Source organism: Actinopolymorpha singaporensis (assembly GCF_900104745.1).
In the GTDB taxonomy this organism is placed as follows: domain Bacteria; phylum Actinomycetota; class Actinomycetes; order Propionibacteriales; family Actinopolymorphaceae; genus Actinopolymorpha; species Actinopolymorpha singaporensis.
Map to the genome: position 1 here is coordinate 718,709 of NZ_LT629732.1, position 18,203 is coordinate 736,911.

The window sequence follows — 18,203 nt, forward strand, 5'->3', positions numbered from 1 at the left end:
CTCCGGTTTCACGTGCATCCCATGGACTCCGAAGATCTTCCTCCCGGGGGTACGCATCGCTCCAACCCACAAATATTCGCTCGCCATGCAGCGGGCGCGCCCGTAACCTCGGCGCGACTGGCTGAGCAGAGGGGTCGGACCAGATGGACGGTGCTGCCGAGGTCGAACGCGGGGAGCGGGCGACGACAACCGGTGAACTGCTGCGTGCCGTCCGTACAACGTTCGAACTTGATGACGAACCCCCTCTCGGCACCTCGTCGGGAACGCCTGGAGACCTCGGCATCCGTGACCTCGGTGGCAGTTCGAATCTCAACCTGCTCGCCAAGCGTGCCGGACGTCCCGTGGTCGTTCGCGTGTATCTGCCGTGGGTCGACTCGACGAGGCTGGCCGACCTGCAGCGGATCCGCGACCTGTTGCGGGACGCGGGCGTCCCCACCCCCCGCACCCTTCCTACCGCGGACGGTCGGCCCTGGGCGTCGTTCGACGGACGTCTCGTGGAGATGGAGGAGTACGTCGAACACGACGCCGACATGGACACCTGGAATCGCTTGGACGCGGGGACGCCTGCGCTCGGCCGTATCCACTCCGTCCTGGACGGCGTCGACGCCGCGCCCGGAACGCGACGCCCGGCGTTCGCGAACGCGGTCGACGCCGCTGATGCTCAAGCAATGACGGCTCGTGGAGTCGCGCGCATCCGTTCGTGGGGCGAGATCAGCACCGACGTAGCCAGCATGTGTGACGAAGCCGAGGAAATCGCCGAGATCGTCGCGTCTGCCGAAGCCGCTGTCCCGCCTACGCATCCTCAACTGGTGCACGGCGACTTCTGGGACAACAACGTCCTGTTCCGCTCGGGACTGGTAGCCGGGGTCATCGACCTCGACTTCCTCGGTCGCCGGCCGCGTGTCGACGACCTCGCGCTGACGCTCTTCTTCGCGGACCAGACGCTCTTGCCAGCGATGGATGACCGAATTCGCCTGTTGCGTAGGTTGGTCGACCGCTATGAGAGCGGGCTCGACCAACCGCTGACATCCGATGAACGCGTGGCTGTCCCGGCCGCGCTCGCACGTCAACAGCTGTGGGCATTCGGGCATGTCGCCAACCTCGACGAGAAGTCTGCGAGGAGTCTCGTGAGCGTCATGGTCGGCGAGGTCCGTCGTACGCTTCCGATCGCGCGTGACCTGCCCGGCTGGCGCACTGCCTTTGCAAGGGCGGGATCGTGAGCGACTCTCGCTTCTGAAGAAGTACGGACGGCACACTGACTTTCCTGCCGTCTGGTCAAGATCTCGACGCGTGGGTAGGGCCGCCGGAACGTCGACCTGGACCACGCCCGAACGAGCCGAGCCGCCGAACAACCCGATCGACGAACGCGCCGCCCCTCGGTACGGCGCTCATGCGCCCGTGAAGTACGCGTTGATGACGTCTTGACGAACTCTGAGAACGTCCGCGTGCGTAAGCCGGCTGGGCGGTAGGCGCGCGGCGCAGAGCGCGGCGCGTTCGGAGTACTCAGCAGTCGAACACCGACCAGCAGATGTCGTTTCTCAACCGCTGGTCGTCGAGGACGAGCTCGCGGATCGCCTGCGGGAGCTGGGCACGCTGCCACTGGCACTCCCGTCGCCCAGCGGTCTCGCCCTCGCCTTCCGGGGCGGCGGCACGTACGGCCTTGATCGCGTAGGCGGCCGCGCCGAGTTCGTGCGCCGCGACATGTGCGACGACCGCGGCCTGACCCGCGGCGTACGCGGCGTGTCGTGCGGCCCCACGCAGGTCCCGGGCCGCGCCCATCGCGTGGCCGCCCGCCGCGCGGGCGTGCATCATCTTCACCTCACCACGCACCCAGGCGCGGGCGTGCTCGATCGCCCGACGCGGTCGTGGGTCCTCGGGCCGCACCGACTCGAAGAGGCCGAGGACGTGCTCCGCACACGACGCCGCCCACAGAGCGAGGAGCTGGTGGTCGGAGTCGGTGAGGGTTCCGCCGCGGCGGATCGTCACGAAGCGAAGGTCCCTGACCTTCGGGAGGATCATGGTCTGCGCTCCTGCATGTGGTGGCGACGGGTAGACCTCGCAAACCGCGGATTTCGCGAATGATGGTAACGAGGCATGGCCTTCTTGCTCTCGGTTGCCGGGCGTACTGTTGGCCGACGATCGGCAGCCCCGCCGGGCTCGTACCCATGTCGCGCGCCCACCGAGGGGAACGGCCGCCGATCCCTTCGTGGAGCTCTCGTCCTGCCGCGGAGCTCTCGCCCTGCCGCGGAGCTCTCGTCCTGCCGTAGAGTCTCGGCATGCAGGATCAGGCGACCGTTCTCGACGAGGTGGCGGAGGCGGCCCGGGAGCTTGGTGTTCCCGGCGTCGCGGTGGGTGTCGATCACGGCGGGAAGCGCGAGATCGCCACGTACGGCGTCACCAGCGTCGAGCATGGCCGGCCGGTCGACGAGACGACGTTGTTCCAGATCGGTTCGACGGCCAAGACGTTCACCGCCACGGCGATCATGGTCCTGGTCGACCAGGGGCGGGTCGAGCTCGACCAGCCGGTCCGCCGCTACCTCCCCGAGCTGCGGTTGCAGGACGACAGCACGACCGGAACCCTGACCGTCGGTCAGCTGCTCAACCACACCGCGGGCTGGGACGGCGGTGACGTCTGGACCGACACCGGCGAGGGTGACGACGCGCTGGAACGCTCCGTCGCGCTGCTCGCCGAGCTACCTCAGCAGTTCGCCCCGGGCACGGCCGCGTCGTACAACAACGCGGCCTTCCTGCTCGCCGGCCGCGTGGTGGAGAAGGTTACCGGCGAGACCTTCGAGCGGGCGCTGGCCGGGCTGGTCCTCGACCCCCTCGGACTGCGCCAGACGTCGACGTCGCTGAACGAGATCATGACGCGGCCGTTCGCGCACGGCCACCGGGCGGCGGGCACGGGCGACGGGGCGCTGTCGGTCTGCCGACCGTGGAGTGACCCGCGCGGTTACCTGCCCGCCGGGGCGCGACTTGCGTCCAGCCTCGGCGACCAGCTGACCTGGGCACGATTCCAGCTGGGCGACGGCCGCTCGCCGGACGGCACCCGGCTGCTGGCGGAGCAACGGTTGCGGGCGATGCACTCGCCGACGACGAACCACGAGCTGTGGCCCGGCGTCCGGGTGGGGATCGCGTGGCTGCTCCGCGAGATCGACGGCGTACGCCTGATCGAGCATCACGGCGACGTCGCCGGTCAGCACTCGACGGTCACGGCGGTGCCCGAGCACGACTTCGCGATCGTCGTACTCACCAACGCCACCCCGTCCGGCCGGGAACTGTCGGAGCGGATCGTGCGCGAAACCCTGGAGACCCGGCTCGGGCTGGTCGAGCGTCCGCCCGAGCCGCTCTCGCTCAGTCCCGGCGAGTTGGCTCCCTACGCCGGTGCCTACCGCACCGAGGGTCTCGAGCTGCGGGTCGTCGTCGACGGCGCCGGGCTGGTCATCCACGGCACCCTGACCGACGACGGTGTTGCGGAGACGCTGGAGTTCCCGTCGAGGCTGCTGCCCGACGAACGGTTCCTGGTCGTCGGCGGCCCGTTCGCCGGCCTGCAAGGGGAGTTCGTCCGTGACGCGGGCGCGGTCGTCGCGGTCAAGCACGTCGGCCGGCTGGTGCCGCGGGCCGCGGAGCCTTCTGCCTGACCTGGTCCACCGCCAGCAAGCCCGGTCCACCGACGGCAAGGAAGGCTACTCGCCATGGCATACGACATTCACCTCGTCTTCGACTGCAGGGACGTCGACAAGGTGTCGCGGTTCTGGCTGACGGCGCTCGAGGGGTACAACTACCCGGGCAGTCCGCCGGACCAGCCGGCCGGTAGTCCGCCGGAGGGCTTCGACAGCTGGGAGGCATGGGCCGACGCCAACGGCATACCCGAGGACCAGCGTCATACCATGCGAACGATCGTCGACACGCAAGGCAACCGGCCGGACATCTTCTTCATCGCCGTGCCCGAAGGCAAGGTCGTCAAGAACCGCTTGCACCTGGACATCAAAGCTTCCAAGGGGTTGCCGGCCGATCAGGTACGCGCACGGCAGGATGCCGAGGTGGAGCGACTGGTCTTGGCCGGAGCGAAGGTCGTCGCGCGCCCGGCCGCCGGCGCCGTCGTCATGCAGGACGTCGAAGGAAACGAGTTCTGCATCACGTAGTTCAGCTCAGGCGGGCCCCTCCACTGGTTGGTCTGGCCGTCGATCGCCTCGCTTCGTCCCGTTGCCGGTAGCATCCCGGCGTGCGCGTGCTGTTCACGTTCGTCGGCGGTCCCGGCCACTTCCGGCCGCTGGTACCGATCGCGCGGTCGGTCGTCGCCGAGGGCCACACCGTCGCCGTCGCGGGCAGTGGCTCGATGGTGCGGGCAATGGAAACCAGCGGCTTCGCCGCGTTCGCCACCGAGCCTGCCCGTGAACACGTACGACCGCGGCTGCCGTTGCTCGAGCCAGACAACGAACGTGCCGAGATGGAGTTGCGGGAGATCTTCGCCAGGTCCGAAGCGCCCGCGCGTGCCAAGGCGATTCTCGAGCTGGGCCGAGAATGGAAGCCGGACGTCCTCGTGTGCGACGAGGTTGACTTCGGGGGCATGGTCGCGGCGGAGCGGCTGGGCATCCCCCACGCCAGCGTGGTCGTCCTTGCCGCAGGATCGCTCCTGCGCAAGGAGACCGTCGCTGCACCGCTGTCGGAGTTGCGGGATGCGCACGGGTTGCCATCGGACCCGGAACTCACGATGCTCGACAGGCACCTCGTACTGTCACCAGTCCCGCCGAGCTTCCGCCATCCCGACTTCCCGCTACCGGCGACCGCTCATTCCATCCGCCCTGTGGACGCGCCGCCTCCAGTGGCCACCCGACCGAACGGTCGACTCGTCTACTTCACGCTCGGCACGGAGTTCAACACCGAGTCGGGCGACCTCTTCTCCCGCGTGCTCGCCGGACTCGGACCGCTGCCCCTCACCACCGTGGCCACGGTGGGCGAACACATCGACCCGGCCGAGTTGGGCCCGCAACCGCCCAATGTGCGGCTACGCCAGTACGTCCCCCAGGGCGAGATCCTGCCGAGCTGCGACCTGGTCGTCTCGCACGGCGGCTCGGGCACCGTCATCGGCGCACTCGCCCACGGGGTACCCTCGCTGGTGATTCCGATGGGGGCCGACCAACCGCACAACGCGGCCAGGTGCGCGGCCCTCGGGGCCGGAGAGGTGCTCGCCCCGACGTCGACCACGCCTGAGATGGTGCGGCGTACGGCATCCGCGATGCTGTCCGATCCGCGCTACCGCAACGCGGCCGAAGCCGTACGACGCGAGATCGCCAACCTTCCCGGACCCGAGTCCGCGGTACCACTGCTCGAGCGGTTGGCCACAGGCCAACGTACGGATGTCGTACACGTTGAGGACGAGACCGCCGGCCGCGACGCCGACATTGGCGCTCGCGTTCAGCCAGGCGCCGGAGATCTCCGGTGCCATGGCGTCGGATCGGATCGCAGCACTCTGGAACAGCGAGGGCGCCGGGCCGAATGCCGCGTTCCACACGTCCCCGAAGACGACCACCAGCAGCAGTGAGGGGAATCCGACGCTGACCGCGATCATTCCGGCGACGCTGACGAGCAGGACGATCAGGGCCGCTCTCCCGGTGGTGGGCGCCGCAGATCAGGCGTCGGCCGGCTTGGTCTGGGTGATGCGCCAGAGGCGGCGTGGAAGGTCGCCCTCCTCGAACGCGTGGACTTCCTGCAGGGTCCAGCCTTCGGCGAGTTGGTCGACCAGGTTGCGGTCGAAGAAGTGGACGGCGAAACCGCCGTGTTCGAAAATGTTGTCGCCGTGGTCTCGTCCGGTGCCGTAGTGAGCGTCGCCTGTGTGTCGGACGGTGTAGACGAAGGCACCGCCTGGACGTAGAACTCGGCGGATCTCGTCGACCAAGGCGTGGATCTGTGCAGAGGACAGCGCCATGCACAACAGCATGTGGGCGAACACGCCGTCGGCACTGCGATCAGGCTGTCGGAGCGGTTCACGTACGTCGTGCAGCTCGGTCGTGACTCGGTTGGCGACTCCCTGCTCCTCCGCGGCTCGGGCGAGCTGGTCGAGCGCAGCGACACTGAAGTCGGTGGCGTGCACGGTGTAGCCCTCGCGGGCGAGGAAGAGAGCGTCGCGGCCGTGTCCGGCACCGAGCTCGATCAGGTCGGTGGCGCCGGCGTCGGCGAAGACTCGGGCAGCGTGGATCGCGGGCTCGGACGGGGTGTCGCCGTACAGGCCGGGATGAGCGCGATAGGTGTCCTGCCAGTGTTGGCGCTGGCTTCCCGCCAGGTCGTCCGGGCTGCTCACGGCGCCTCCAGGCCAGCCCTCGGCCGAATCGTTCGTCGCGCTGTCGAGCGTACGCCGACCCCGGGGATCGCCAGGTGCGTGCCCTGTTTTGAGTGCTCGACTGGTCCTGCGGAATTCGGTTGGGGCGCAGCCTGGCGCTTCGTTACGTTTGCCACCGTGACCGACCCAGGCATCGATTCGTACCTGATCTGCGCGACGCCCCGCACTGGAAGCACCCTGCTGTGCGGACTGCTGAAGTCGTCCGGAATCGCCGGCCGCCCCGCCTCCTACTTCAACCGTAGGGGCCTGCACGACTACGCCGATGGCTGGCGGATAGCTCGCCCTCGTGACGGACGGATCGACGAAGCGTACGTTCGAGCGGCGCTGGCCGCCGGAAGGACATCCAATGGTGTCTTCGGCGGAAGGATCATGGCTGAGACGTTGCCGGAACTGATCGGTGACCTTGCCGCCGCCAACTCTGGATCAGCGGCGACCGACGTGGAGCTGTTGAGCGCCCAGTTCGGTCGGCTCAAGTTCGTTCACCTGCGACGACGTGATGTCGTGGCCCAGGCGGTGTCGTGGGCGAAGGCTCTGCAAACCCACTATTGGCATCCGGACGAGACCGTCGAACCCGGAGGCCGACCTCCTCACTATGACGAGGAACTGATCGGACGGCTGGTCACCGCAATCGAGAAGTTCGAGGCCGACTGGACCCTCTGGTTCGCCTCGAACGACATCGTGCCCCATGAGGTTGTCTATGAGGAGTTGGCGGCCGACCCGCTAAGCACTGCACATAAGGTGCTCGACCATCTCGGGCTCCACCTTCCGCCGGACCGGCAACTGGTGATCGGACACCGTCGGCAGGCCGATCAGGTCAATGCCGAGTGGGCTGCGAGATTCAGGGGTCGCTGAACCATCGGACCCGAGCGACGCGTTGCCGGCCGTGGAGGCTCTGTTGCGCGATCGGCCCGCGGTGTACCGCCTGGCCAGATGAGGCGGTAGGGTGCGGGCAGCGAGTGACCCGCGAGGAGCTGAGGAATGCCCGGTCGTTCAAGCGCGCGCTGACGTTGTAGGTCGTGAGTGACCTGTCATCGCGTGCTGCCCTTGATCTGCGGCACAGCGAGCCTTGTCCGCCTGCACTGCCGGTATGCCTGTCGTGCGCCGGCAGTGGCCTCGTTCTCGTTAACTCAAAGGGGTCCCTGTGTCGTCTACGTCCTCAGCTGTATCCGATCCTGCTCAAACTGTGCCGCCAGGACGCCGCATCATCGTGACAGGACAGGCCGGGTCCGGGAAATCCACGTTCTCACACGCCCTTGCGGCCAAGTCCGGCTTGCCCCTCATACATCTCGACCTGCAGTTCTGGAAGCCCGGCTGGGTCGAACCGTCGGAGGCCGAGTGGCGCGAGAAGCAACGTCGCATCCTTGCGGGCGACGCGTGGATCGCCGATGGCAACTACAAGGAGACGCTCGATCTCCGTCTCGAACGCGCCGACACCGTGGTAGTCCTCGCCACGCCGTGGTGGCGGTGCGCGGGACGAGCGTTCCTGCGCGGCTTCCGAATGCCGGGCCAGCTACCAGAAGGATGTGAATACTCGGCCTGGCAACGGTTGCGCGATGAATGGCGCCTGATCCCGGCCATCTGGCGGGACCGGCGCGCGAACGAAGACGAGCTCGCGATCATTGCCCAGCACGGGCGACACGTGTCTCGGCACGTGTTCAAGTCCAAACGGGCGATCAGGGAGTTCCTCGACGGATTCGACGCCGGCCACCGCCCAGCGGGACCGCCATCGTGCGGCTGCCGATGACGCCGTGATCGGCCTCGACGCCAACTGACGGGAGCGGCGGGTGCAAGTCCCGCGCCGGACGCCGGGCGTCCGCGCACGGCCCCCAGGGCCGCCCGCCGCGCCAACCCGCTGGGACGACCGGTCGGCTGTACATTGCGCTCGTGTCCGGTACGCGCATGCTCATCGTCGGTGGGGCAGCCGTCGCGGTTGCTGTCCTGGTCTCCGCCTGCGGCCCACCAGTGACCGGAACCATAGGTGTCGGGGTCGATGCCGCTCGAAGGCCCGTCGCCTATCTGCGCGTGTGTTCCGGCGACCACCTGGACCTGGCCTTCTTGGACGCCGAGCCACTCAGAGACAGCACCCCCAGCGCCGCCGCATGGGACGCGCGGCCTGCGGCCACCGGCTCGACGTCGTGGTCGTTCGACCGGCCCGATCACGGCTGGGTCGCCAAAGGGTCCGCGCCGCAGCTGGAACCAGGTGTCATCTACCACCTCGCAGCGGGAGCCAAGGACGGCTCAGGGACAAGCAGTTACGTCCTCTTCACCACCGAAGACCTGCAAGCGATGAAGCCGGGACAGGTGCGCATCTACGACACCACCCGTGAGGTACCAGCGGCCGAACCCACCGGCACCCTTGAACAACAAGCCCGCGACGAGAACGACAACTTCATGCGCGTCGTAAGCCAGCACCAATTCGAGCAAGCCTGCTGCTGACAGTGCTCATTGCGCCATCGAGAGGGCCAACGCAGATGTCCGCTCATGCCGTTGTCCGCGCGCGTCCTAGATGTCGCACATCAGTTGACGTCTTTCACCTGAGGCCGGGCTACATGCTTGCGTACGGCGGGAGATAGGAGTGCCGCCATCTGAGCGGCGATGGCCAGCAGGAGCTAAACCATGTGATGTGTCTTGTCGTTGATCCAAAGGCGGACCGGACATTACTTCCAGCAGCTATCTTCTGAGCACTACATGGACCTATCCGGGAGCCGCCGTGACGTTGGAGCAGAGTGCCGTGCGGAGGAGTGGACCACGCAAGCGCGCGACTGGGATCGTGCGCGGCATTGTCCTGGTCGTGATTGCCGTCATCGCGGTGTGGCTTGTGTACTCGTCGCTGTACTCGCCACTGTCCACGGGGACCTTCTCGGCTCCGGAGACTCGCTCGGTCAAAGCGTTGACCGATGGCGTGGCACCGACCCGCTACATCGTGGACGCATCAACTGGGCAGCACGGCCGGATCGCCTACGACCTGGCGAACGACGGCAGGTTCCCCGTTCGTGTCGATGGGCTGGCGTCCGACCACGCCTACGGCATCACGGCTGTGGGCTGGGTGCCGGATCAAGGCAACGGTGAGCTGATGGGCGGCTATGCAAGCGATGTGCGGGCGTTCCCCGTCACGATCAAGCCAGGCGAGTGGGTCGTGGTGTGGGTGACGGTGACCAAACCTCCCTGTCAGGCAGGGCAGATCACCACTGTCGAGGAGATTCCCCTGAGGTGGTCAGCGCTCGGACGGCACCACGTCTACAGGCTCCCGCTCAGCGACACGGCCGGGGGCATACGCGAGATAGCGCTCTGCCACCCTCCCGAGGCGCTCAAGCACCTCGAGTTCCCCGAGAGCTAGATCACCCGACATCGGGGCTGTACGCCAGCGATGTACAGCAACGTCGACGACCAGAGCCAACCCGTCCCGACCCAAGACGGCGTGGCCCACAGGTGGAGGCTGCGAGCCAGTCGGCGTCTGGTGGGGTGACGATGACCTCGCCAACGTCATCCGAGGGTTGGGCTCGTCGGCTTTGGTCAGGGGCCTTCCGAAAAGTGCGCGCTCGGAGGGATTCGAACCCCCAACCTTCTGATCCGTAGGACTCGACAGACCATGATCGGGACCATCTGGATGCGGGCCGACCTGGGTGTTTGCAGATCTGCCCGCATGATCGTCTGACGTTGGTTGACGGCTTGTGTGCGGCCAGAATGCGGCCACTTTCGCGCTCACTCGGGAGCATCAGGCGGGAGGACGTCGAAGCCGCCGTGGCGCCACAGCCATACGTGGGCGAACCGGTCGAGCCATGGTGTCCAGAACCAGATCCGCGCCCATCGCGGCACTCGCTCGAGGTGCGGTTCGACGCCATCGGGTGGCATCCAGTTCCAGCCGGGTCGTACTCCTGCTGGCGGTGTCCACCTACCTGGTGATGGGCGAGCGTAGGTCATCCAGCGGACACGCTGCTTGTCGTGCTCGCTCCAGTCGTCACCAGCATCGTCGCTCGGGCTCACTGCAGTTCGGGTCACCAGGGCGCGGGTGTAACCAGCTCGACCAGCAGGAAGACCAGGAAGAACACGGCCGCGACGCCGTACAGGAGGTGGAACACTTCGCGCTTGTATCCGCGCTTCTTGGCGACGATGCCAGAGATCAGCGCGACGAGGGCGAAGGCGAGTGGACCGAACGGCGCCAGCAGTATGGAGATCCCAAGCAGCAAGACCGCGGCCAGGAGGATCATTCCGATCCCAAGGATCCGCACGTTGCCGTTCGTGTTGCTGCCTGGTTCGGACATCCGACGCCTCTCCCGTGCCATCGCCATGGTGACGGGCAGAGCATGGCAGGTCGACAAAGGTCGCGCAGCAGATCGGAGACCTGGAAGCCCACCGAACCGGTCCCCGTACTTCGGCTGGGGTGACCTGCCTGAGCATTACGGGCGCCAGTGGGATGGCGACGACGGTGACCTTCCGGTATCGCAGCAGCCGACGCAGTCCCTCGCCGAGCTACCGCCGATCCTCCCGTGGTGGGGCAACCCGAACACAGAGATTAGCTACGACTCGCTTCCGCGAAGCATGACGTCCTTGTGCAGGTTCAGCGGTACCACTGTGCGAGCCAGCCCACAACAACAGCTGATGAGCCACACCGGTCGTGACCGTACGCAGGGCCGACTCGCTAACGCCTTCATTGCTGCGATGGCTCTGATGTATCAAGGCGCCGCTGACGCGGCGCGACCGCCCGGCCGCCCTGCGGGCGGCGCTGGGGCGCAGTGGCCGAAGGCATCCGGGCGCCCCTCCGGACATACGTGGAGGCGCGGGCTGCGCCTCGACGGCTTGTCCAGCACGCCTGGGGAGGTCATTTGCTGGTGAGCTTGAACAGGGCCATGCCGGTCAGGCCGATGGGGAACCAGATCGGCGTGAGGCTAGGGCCCTTCCGTTCGAGAAACCTGATCGCGTCAGGGACCATGATCTCGGCCACGGCGGTGATCAGGAAGCCCCCACTGGCCGCGGTCAGTGTCAAGATGACGGTCTCGGACTGGTTATTCAGCACCAGGTAGCCGACCAGTACGCCCACCAGGATGATCGCGAAGAAGGCCGCGATCAGTAATCGACGCCGGTTGGTGGGCATCCCCTGTGCCTTGGCGGTTGCGATGGCGACGAAGGCCAGTGGTGCCTGGGCGATAGCCATTCCGGTCGCCAGGAGTAGTCCGGTGCCCAGGTCAAGGGCTGCCCCGATGCCGATGACGACGGCATCTATGAGGAAGTCACCAACGACACCCACGAACAGGCCGGCCGAGCCGGTAGACGACTCTCCCTTCCCACGTCTGGCGGTGTGCCATGCCGAGGCGTAGTCGAAGACCACGAACAGGGCGCTTCCAACAAAGAACGCGAGCACGACTCGACCCAGCACCAGGCCCCTCACCGCCGGCGGTAGCAGGTCAACGAAAACGATGGCGACCAGGACGCCCGCGGCGAGCTGCAGTGCACCGCTCACAACGCGGTTGGACAGCGTAAGCAGCTCGCCTAGGACAGCACCCACCCCGGTGATTGCTGCCGCTAACCCAGCGATCCCGAGAACCTGCAACACACTGCCCACAGGGCGTGACTACCCGGACAAGAGGCAACCAGAACGTGACACCGTTCCCTTCGCCACGCCAGATCGAACAAGGTCGTTGTGCCCGTGCCTCAAGGTGGGCCACAGGACCCGTAGACATACATTCCCAAGCTTGGCCGGTGAGCACCCCGGAGCCTAGGGCACACCGAAGAGTCACCAGAGTCGAACGGTCCCGCTTCCACCGTCGCTGTGCGAGGAGCTCGCCGTCGTCCTGGAGGGCCGTGACCGGGATGCCCTCGTCTCCACCTCCCAGGGGTGGTCCGCTGTGGTTGACGAACTTCCGGCGTTCGGTGTGGCACCCGACCGTCGCCGCGCGGGCTGACGATCCACGGCATGCGGCACAGGGCGGCGTCGCTCTACATCTCGGCCGGCACTCCGCCCAAGGTCGTCCATAATCCTCGGCCATGCTTCGATCACGATGGATCTGTACGGCCACCTGTACGCCGACGAGATGGACACGTGGGCGGCGCGGCTCGACGACACGGCCCGGCAGTTCGACGTGTGGCCAGAACGTGGCCAAACGGCGTTTCCGAGGTGGTTGAGTCCAAGATCGTCCACTTCACGCGGGGCCACAGATCCACCGCCGACCGTTTCGTCGGCTGGTGTCCGTGATCATCCAGCGGTCCTGTTAGCAACTGTGTTAGCAACGAGCGACGCATTACGAGTGGGTTCTCGTGTGCAGGTCACCCGTCAGTTGGTGCATCGCTAACCGTCGGGTGCTGCTTGTTGATGTGGGTTGTTGAGGGCTGCTGACGGCCGTTCGGGGCACCTCAGGGGCATCGCCGTCACGCGACGGCCTCGGCCTCCTGTCCCATGGATGGCCCGAGTCCGTGCATCACGGGCGGCCTAGGCTCGGGCGTGGATCTGCTGATGACCGCGTGCCCTGGTCAGCTCGGACTGCCCGCTGCATCTCGACGGACGGCCACTTCTCTCCGTCAACAACGGCAGTGCGGCCGGGCTTCTGTGTTGCCTTGAAGCCCAGGCTCTCGTACAGGGCGCGTGCGGCCGCGTTGCGCTGGTAAACGCCGAGGCGGATCAAGCGCACGTGAGGCCGCGCCGACACCTCTTCAATGAGGGCCTGCATGATCGATCGTCCGAAGCCTTCGCCCCGGCGGGCTGGATCTACTAGTACTCTGCCGATACGTGCGCACTCTTGCGAGGTGATGAGGATCGATCCGGTCGCCACCGGCTGATCTTCGGTGTCTAGAAGCACACGCACGTCGCGCCCTGGCTCCTGCGTCATCGCGAGAAAAGCGTCAGCGCTCACTGGCCACGGAAAGCTCGCACCCGCGAACAGGGTCGCATCCATGCGCGATCGCACCCAGCGCGCGAGCACGCGTGCGAAGTCACCATTGAGCGCGACGAGGTTCGCCGAAGACACGCCCGACATCACATCATGGTGGAGATGCAGCGGTCGCGGGAGGGTACAGGACCGCCGCCGCGCCACTCGGAGCGCTCCCCTTCCCTCCCGAGACTCCCACAGAGGCTAAGCGCCAAGATCCTGGTGACCTCTCTATCCGTAGAGGCAGGCAGTCCGATCGCGACCTGCCCTTCCGCGCTTGGGCGGTCGTCGACCTGGTGCTCATCGTCGTCCTGCATTGCAGGTCGTTGGGGTCACGCTGGGGTCAGTGAGGTGATCGCCCGGATGAATATCTGGTGGACGTCACTGGCTGCGTGATCGTACGGTCGTCCGACTCGAGGGTTCCGACGTTCGAAGGGGTGACCCTGGTGGTCCGCGCAGCCGCGGTCGATGTTCACATGACCGCTCACCGTCACCATGACCTCTTCGACCGAAGGATACGACCCAGAAATGGACGACCCCGCACTTCGTAGCTTCACCATCAGTGAAAGCACTCACCGCATCAACAACCCGCTAACCAGCGAGAAGTTGGCAACGCTGGGCCGCGCACTCGATCTGCGACCCGGCTCGCGCATACTCGACCTCGCCTGCGGCTCAGGCGAAATGCTGTGCACCTGGGCCCACGACCATGCCATCACCGGGATCGGGATGGACATCAGCACATTCTTCATCGGCAAAGCCAGCGCACGCGCAGATGAGCTGGGCGTTTCGGCCAAGACCGAGTTCGTGCATGGCGACGCCTCCGGATACGTCGCCGACACGGCTGTCGATATCGCGGCATGCATCGGCGCGAGCTGGGTCGGCAACGGCGTCGCGGGCACTGTCGACCCACTTCGGCGCAGCACCATACCCGGCGGCATGATGCTGATCGGCGAACCGTTCTGGCGCCAGGACCCTCCAGACCAGGCCAGCGTCGAGGGCTGTTACGTCACGAGCAAGGACGTGTTCCTTCCGCTGCCGGAGTTGCTCGAGCACGTCGGCGAACTGGATTGTGATGTCGTGGAGATGGTCCTTGCCGACCAGGACGGTTGGGATCGCTACGCAGCAGCTCAGTGGCTCAACATTCGCCGCTGGCTGGACGCGAACCCCAACGACGAGCTGGCCGGCGAGATGCGGTCATCGCTCGCCACTTCGCCTGCCCGCCACGCCAGGTACGTGCGGGAGTACCTCGGATTCGGCATCTTCGCCGTGATGAACCGCTAGCGGCCGCCGGCCACCTTTCGCGGAGCGACGCCGCAGGCGCACTTGACGCGCGAAGAGGAGGCCGGAGACTGGCGTGCGAGGACGGCGGGGCGGTCAGAATCCTTGCCAGCTCGGGCACCGGCATCCTCCGCCCGGTGAGCCCGAGGACGGCGCGCCAGCGCCGCCCGCAAGACGGCCGGGCGGCTGCGCCGCGTCAGCGGCGCCTTGACTCGTAAGAGCCGGAATCGTCAAAGTAGAGATTCGCTCGTTGTCCTCCGTCGGGTGAGGCGCGACACCCGGGGCGCTAGGGGCTGTGCGACACCGGCGTGCAGAAGCGACGCGTGCGCATGCACGATCTCGGCGCGGCACGCATCAACAAGGACGCCTCGGATCGACCCGCCCGTCCCGCGTATGTACGACGACGGGTGTCGGCCGTGACGGACTTGAGCCAGCTCACGCGCCCAGATTCGGGGGTCACGATGTCCCGTGTAGGTGCGAAGACGACGACCTACCAGATGAGTCCTTCTAGATGGTTGTGGCCGGAGAGCAGGCGAGTGATGCGGTCCTGCGCCGCTTCGCGTTCGTCAGGCTGGGGGTGGCGTGCGTATAGCACGAGCTCCCCGTACATGTCATAGAAGTTCAACCGCTCGCGCAGATGCTCGCGCTCGAACAGCTCCGGATATGCGCCGTGCAGCCATCCGGGAACCTCTGTGAGTATGGTCTCGTCGAGCCCCTGTTCATCGGGTGTGGGTGGGAACTCTCGCGCCCTCGCACACCAGCGCAGGATGGTATCGAGCTCGACATCCGCCGGCTGAGCCAACGCCTCGGCGAAGTCGATGAGACCGGTGACACGTCCACGGTCGACGATCACATTAGATCCATGCAAATCGCCGTGGACAAGGACGGGTTCGTCGGCGGCGAACAACACCAACCGCTCCTGGACCCAATCGGCCACGTCCGCGACCAGGCGCGAGTCATGACCGGGCAGTCGCCGGGCAGCCTCGACCTGCTCGAGCGCCGCACCCACCACGGGTGGGTGGAACGCAGCCCACGACTTGCCGGCGAGCGCGGCGGCCAGCCAGGGCGGCAGCAAGCCTGCCGGGACAGGAACCCGGTGGAGGGCGCGCAACGCAGCACCAAGGCTCTCGATGATTGCTTGGCGCGTGTGCGAGTCCGCCGTCGGCCATGCCTCGTACAGGGTTTGGCCGGGCAGGCGTTCGGAGATGTACCACGGCCCGTCCGGGCCGTCGCCGTGGGCGATGTGCCGGGCGTGTGGGACCTCGCTGCCGGCGAGCAGGTCGACGACTGCAGCCTCGTGGCGATACGCGTCGCGGTGCCGTTCGTCGGTATTCAGTCGTACGACGTATTCGTCGCCGATCCACGCGCGGCTAACCCAGCCAGCCTTTCGAATAAAGCGCCCGGTTGCCGGCAGACCAGCGGCCGCCAAGATCCTCAGCAACGCCGGATCGGTAGCCGGCTCGTCGACGACCGGTGTTGATTGGTCACACACGTACCAAGTCTCACACCACACCAGGGTGATCTGCACACAGGATTAATCACCGGTTCCGTGTGCTCGGTGCACCGCTAGTTTGTGACGCGTTCGCCGTCGTGACTGCGGATGGCTGGCCGGGGCTCTTCTGTAGGAAGGGCGTCGAGGAGGCGGATGGCGTAGGCCTCGCTCATGCGGTCGCGGATCTGATCTGGTGTGAGCCAGGCGACGCGGTCGGTCTCGACGCTGGTCTGCTCGGTTCCGCCGGCGAGGTGGCAGCGGAAGACGAGGGCGACGATTCCGCGGTTCATGTTCTTGTAGACGCCGGTGAGTGCGTCGGGTTCGACGCGGAGGCCGGTCTCCTCTTTGACCTCTCTGCGGAGGCCGTCGTGGATGGATTCCTCGAGCTCGAGGACGCCGCCGGGTGGTTCCCAGTGGCCGTTGTCGCGGCGTCGGATGGCCAGGACCCGTCCTTGTGGGTCGAGGACGGCTGCGGCGACGCTGACGGAGTGGAGCGGGGCTGGGGACATGGGAGCTCCTCGGGACTCCAGTGACCCAGAGTGTACGAAGTCAGGTAGAGGAGTACAGGAGGCGGCATGGTCACGGGCGGCGTGGACACGGCCAGTGACCGGCCTGTCTACAAGCAGATCGCCGACTTGCTCCGGTCCTCGATCGAGCGAGGCGATCTCGGTCCCGGTGAGCGGTTGCCGAGTGAGACCGAGTTGATGAAGCGGTACGGCGTGGCGCAGGGGACTGTGCGCCAGGCTGTGGGCCTGCTGCGGAGTGAGGGTGTGGTGATCGCCGAACACGGTCGTGGCGTGTTCGTCCGTGCGCGTCCTCGGTTGCGTCGCTTGGCGCATGACCGGTTCGCTCGTCGGCACCGAGGCGGGTCACTCTGCCTACGACGCTGAGGCGGAGAAGGTGACGCCCTTCGTCGACTCGATCCGTGTCTACCCCGACAAGGCCCCGGCTGACATCGCGCAGCGCCTGGGCCTGCGCAAGGGTGCCGAGGTGCTCGTTCGTAGCCGGCGGTACCTCAGCGACGGCCAGCCCACGGAGACGGCGACCTCCTACATTCCGTGGGAACTGGCCAAGGGCACGCCGATGGTGGAGACCAACCCAGGCCCGGGCGGTATCTACGCCCGGATCGAGGAAGGCGGCCACCAGCTCGGCCGGTTCACAGAGGACGTTACGGCGAGGATGCCGACGCCGGACGAGGTGAAGGTCCTTCGCCTTGCACCTGGCTCGCCGGTGATCGGCCTGGTTCGCACGGCCTACGACGTCGACGACCAGGCGGTGGAGGTCTGCGACACGGTGATGTCGGCCGACCTGTACGTCCTCAGCTACGAACTTCCCGCCTCCTGACGCCCCGGCGCCAGGGTTTCCTTACCGCCGACTGGAGACACGGATTCCGGTGGCGAACGAGCACGCGTTCCCGCATGGGGTGTACGCGTTCACCTCTACGGAGGTGAAGCCCGCCAGGGACTTTGAGAAGTCCACGCGGGACAGCCCGGTGCAGATGATCGACCGGGACACCGATCTTCCGGTGTGGACGTTCGACGTGCTGGATGCGGATCCGAACGCGGAGGGCAAGAACGCCGCGATCACGGTGCGGATCCTGTCGAAGTATCAGCCGACGTTGCCGGAGGCGCCGGCTGGGTCGCCGTTCCGGCCGGTGGAGTTCGAGTGCCTGACCGGTACCCCGTACGTGGACTCCCAGCGGTGCACCGGCAACGGCCCGGGCCCGCACCGCTGCAGGTCGAGGCTGGCGTGGTCGTGGCGGGCGAGCGCGATCGTTGCGCCCCAGCCGACGAGTGCGGCGCGTGGCCCGATTGTCCGTAAGGCCCTCACGGATGCGGTGCGCGTCGACGAGGTTCTTGCGTCCAACCCGGCGGAGCGGGCCAAGCGGCCACGCAGGACCCGGCCCCCGGTTGGGTCGGTGTGGTCGGCCGAGGAGTTGCGGATCTTCCTTCGAGCGACGTCTGCGCATCGCCTGTCGGCGTTCTTTCATCTGGCCGCGTACACCGGTGCTCGTCGCGGCGAGTTGCTCAACCTGCGGTGGTCAGACGTCGACCTCGACGGGTCGGAGATCAGGATCCGGGGATCCGCGGCGGTCATCGCGGGTGAGCGTGTCGAGGGAACGACGAAGGGTGGGCGCGCGAGCGCCTCGTGAGCATCGACGCTCGGACAGTCCGCGTCCTCCGAGAGGACCGATCGAGGCAGGCACAGGAGCAGCTTGTGGCTGGCGCGGCGT

General features: G+C 66.9%; 19 protein-coding genes. 12 read left to right on the top strand and 7 right to left on the bottom strand.

The genetic code is table 11. From position 1 onward, the window contains the following. The first annotated feature begins 143 nt into the window (after nt 1–143). Complete coding sequence (locus BLU27_RS03325) at nt 144–1,220, top strand: phosphotransferase enzyme family protein (protein WP_092650450.1); 1,077 nt, start codon at nt 144–146, stop codon at nt 1,218–1,220. Nucleotides 1,221–1,503: 283 nt separating this feature from the next. On the opposite strand, the gene BLU27_RS03330 is transcribed toward BLU27_RS03325, so the two are convergent. Then, nucleotides 1,504–2,019, bottom strand: a complete 516-nt coding sequence (locus BLU27_RS03330; protein ID WP_092650452.1) for a putative immunity protein — start codon at nt 2,017–2,019, stop codon at nt 1,504–1,506. Nucleotides 2,020–2,276: 257 nt separating this feature from the next. Between BLU27_RS03330 and BLU27_RS03335 the strand changes: the two genes are divergently transcribed. The 3 genes from BLU27_RS03335 (at nt 2,277) to BLU27_RS03345 (ending at nt 5,545) form a co-directional block, all read left to right on the top strand. Next, the gene (locus BLU27_RS03335; RefSeq protein ID WP_092650454.1) at nt 2,277–3,641 is read left to right on the top strand and encodes a serine hydrolase; all 1,365 of its coding nucleotides are present in this window, start codon (nt 2,277–2,279) and stop codon (nt 3,639–3,641) included. Nucleotides 3,642–3,695: 54 nt separating this feature from the next. Next, a complete protein-coding gene (locus BLU27_RS03340) occupies nt 3,696–4,145 on the top strand; it encodes a VOC family protein (RefSeq protein WP_092650456.1) in 450 nt (149 codons plus the stop codon). Nucleotides 4,146–4,225: 80 nt separating this feature from the next. Then, on the top strand, nt 4,226–5,545 hold the full coding sequence (locus BLU27_RS03345) for a glycosyltransferase (protein WP_092650458.1): 1,320 nt from the start codon (nt 4,226–4,228) through the stop codon (nt 5,543–5,545). Between the two features lie 87 nt (nt 5,546–5,632). On the opposite strand, the gene BLU27_RS03350 is transcribed toward BLU27_RS03345, so the two are convergent. Further along, on the bottom strand, nt 5,633–6,301 hold the full coding sequence (locus tag BLU27_RS03350; protein WP_092650460.1) for a class I SAM-dependent methyltransferase: 669 nt from the start codon (nt 6,299–6,301) through the stop codon (nt 5,633–5,635). A 156-nt stretch (nt 6,302–6,457) separates the two neighbouring features. Between BLU27_RS03350 and BLU27_RS03355 the strand changes: the two genes are divergently transcribed. The 4 genes from BLU27_RS03355 (at nt 6,458) to BLU27_RS03370 (ending at nt 9,677) form a co-directional block, all read left to right on the top strand. Continuing rightward, complete coding sequence (locus BLU27_RS03355; protein ID WP_157728188.1) at nt 6,458–7,192, top strand: Stf0 family sulfotransferase; 735 nt, start codon at nt 6,458–6,460, stop codon at nt 7,190–7,192. 355 nt (nt 7,193–7,547) lie between these two features. Next, nucleotides 7,548–8,084 (top strand): P-loop NTPase family protein, encoded by a 537-nt coding sequence (locus tag BLU27_RS03360; RefSeq protein WP_157728189.1) that lies wholly within the window; start codon nt 7,548–7,550, stop codon nt 8,082–8,084. Between the two features lie 140 nt (nt 8,085–8,224). Continuing rightward, a complete protein-coding gene (locus BLU27_RS03365; protein ID WP_157728190.1) occupies nt 8,225–8,776 on the top strand; it encodes a hypothetical protein in 552 nt (183 codons plus the stop codon). Between the two features lie 274 nt (nt 8,777–9,050). Further along, on the top strand, nt 9,051–9,677 hold the full coding sequence (locus BLU27_RS03370; protein ID WP_157728191.1) for a hypothetical protein: 627 nt from the start codon (nt 9,051–9,053) through the stop codon (nt 9,675–9,677). Nucleotides 9,678–10,335: 658 nt separating this feature from the next. Here BLU27_RS03370 and BLU27_RS03375 read toward each other — a convergent pair. The 3 genes from BLU27_RS03375 to BLU27_RS03385 all read right to left on the bottom strand — a co-directional run bounded on the left by BLU27_RS03375 (nt 10,336) and on the right by BLU27_RS03385 (nt 13,308). Beyond that, entirely contained in the window at nt 10,336–10,602 is a 267-nt protein-coding gene (locus BLU27_RS03375) for a hypothetical protein (RefSeq protein WP_092650471.1), read from the bottom strand. A gap of 557 nt (nt 10,603–11,159) precedes the next feature. Beyond that, a complete protein-coding gene (locus tag BLU27_RS03380; protein ID WP_157728192.1) occupies nt 11,160–11,798 on the bottom strand; it encodes a ZIP family metal transporter in 639 nt (212 codons plus the stop codon). 955 nt (nt 11,799–12,753) lie between these two features. Continuing rightward, nucleotides 12,754–13,308 carry a GNAT family N-acetyltransferase gene (locus BLU27_RS03385; protein ID WP_092650475.1) on the bottom strand — a complete coding sequence of 185 codons (555 nt, stop codon included), beginning with the start codon at nt 13,306–13,308 and terminating at the stop codon, nt 12,754–12,756. A gap of 420 nt (nt 13,309–13,728) precedes the next feature. Between BLU27_RS03385 and BLU27_RS03395 the strand changes: the two genes are divergently transcribed. Continuing rightward, nucleotides 13,729–14,481 carry an SAM-dependent methyltransferase gene (locus BLU27_RS03395; RefSeq protein WP_092650479.1) on the top strand — a complete coding sequence of 251 codons (753 nt, stop codon included), beginning with the start codon at nt 13,729–13,731 and terminating at the stop codon, nt 14,479–14,481. 487 nt (nt 14,482–14,968) lie between these two features. Here BLU27_RS03395 and BLU27_RS03400 read toward each other — a convergent pair whose 3' ends face one another. After that, nucleotides 14,969–16,006 (bottom strand): phosphotransferase family protein, encoded by a 1,038-nt coding sequence (locus BLU27_RS03400; protein WP_241827759.1) that lies wholly within the window; start codon nt 16,004–16,006, stop codon nt 14,969–14,971. Nucleotides 16,007–16,044: 38 nt separating this feature from the next. Further along, nucleotides 16,045–16,479: an NUDIX hydrolase gene (locus tag BLU27_RS03405; protein ID WP_092650481.1), complete on the bottom strand. Its 435-nt coding sequence runs from the start codon at nt 16,477–16,479 to the stop codon at nt 16,045–16,047. A gap of 66 nt (nt 16,480–16,545) precedes the next feature. Here BLU27_RS03405 and BLU27_RS31080 point away from each other — a divergent pair, with 66 nt between their 5' ends. The 3 genes from BLU27_RS31080 to BLU27_RS29745 are packed head-to-tail and all read left to right on the top strand — an operon-like array spanning nt 16,546 to nt 18,122. After that, entirely contained in the window at nt 16,546–16,860 is a 315-nt protein-coding gene (locus BLU27_RS31080; RefSeq protein WP_197681656.1) for a GntR family transcriptional regulator, read from the top strand. Beyond that, complete coding sequence (locus BLU27_RS03410; RefSeq protein WP_197681657.1) at nt 16,808–17,314, top strand: GntR family transcriptional regulator; 507 nt, start codon at nt 16,808–16,810, stop codon at nt 17,312–17,314. The genes BLU27_RS31080 and BLU27_RS03410 overlap by 53 nt, the downstream gene beginning before the upstream one ends. 49 nt (nt 17,315–17,363) lie before the next feature. Further along, nucleotides 17,364–18,122 (top strand): tyrosine-type recombinase/integrase, encoded by a 759-nt coding sequence (locus BLU27_RS29745; protein ID WP_197681658.1) that lies wholly within the window; start codon nt 17,364–17,366, stop codon nt 18,120–18,122. Nucleotides 18,123–18,203 lie beyond the last annotated feature (81 nt).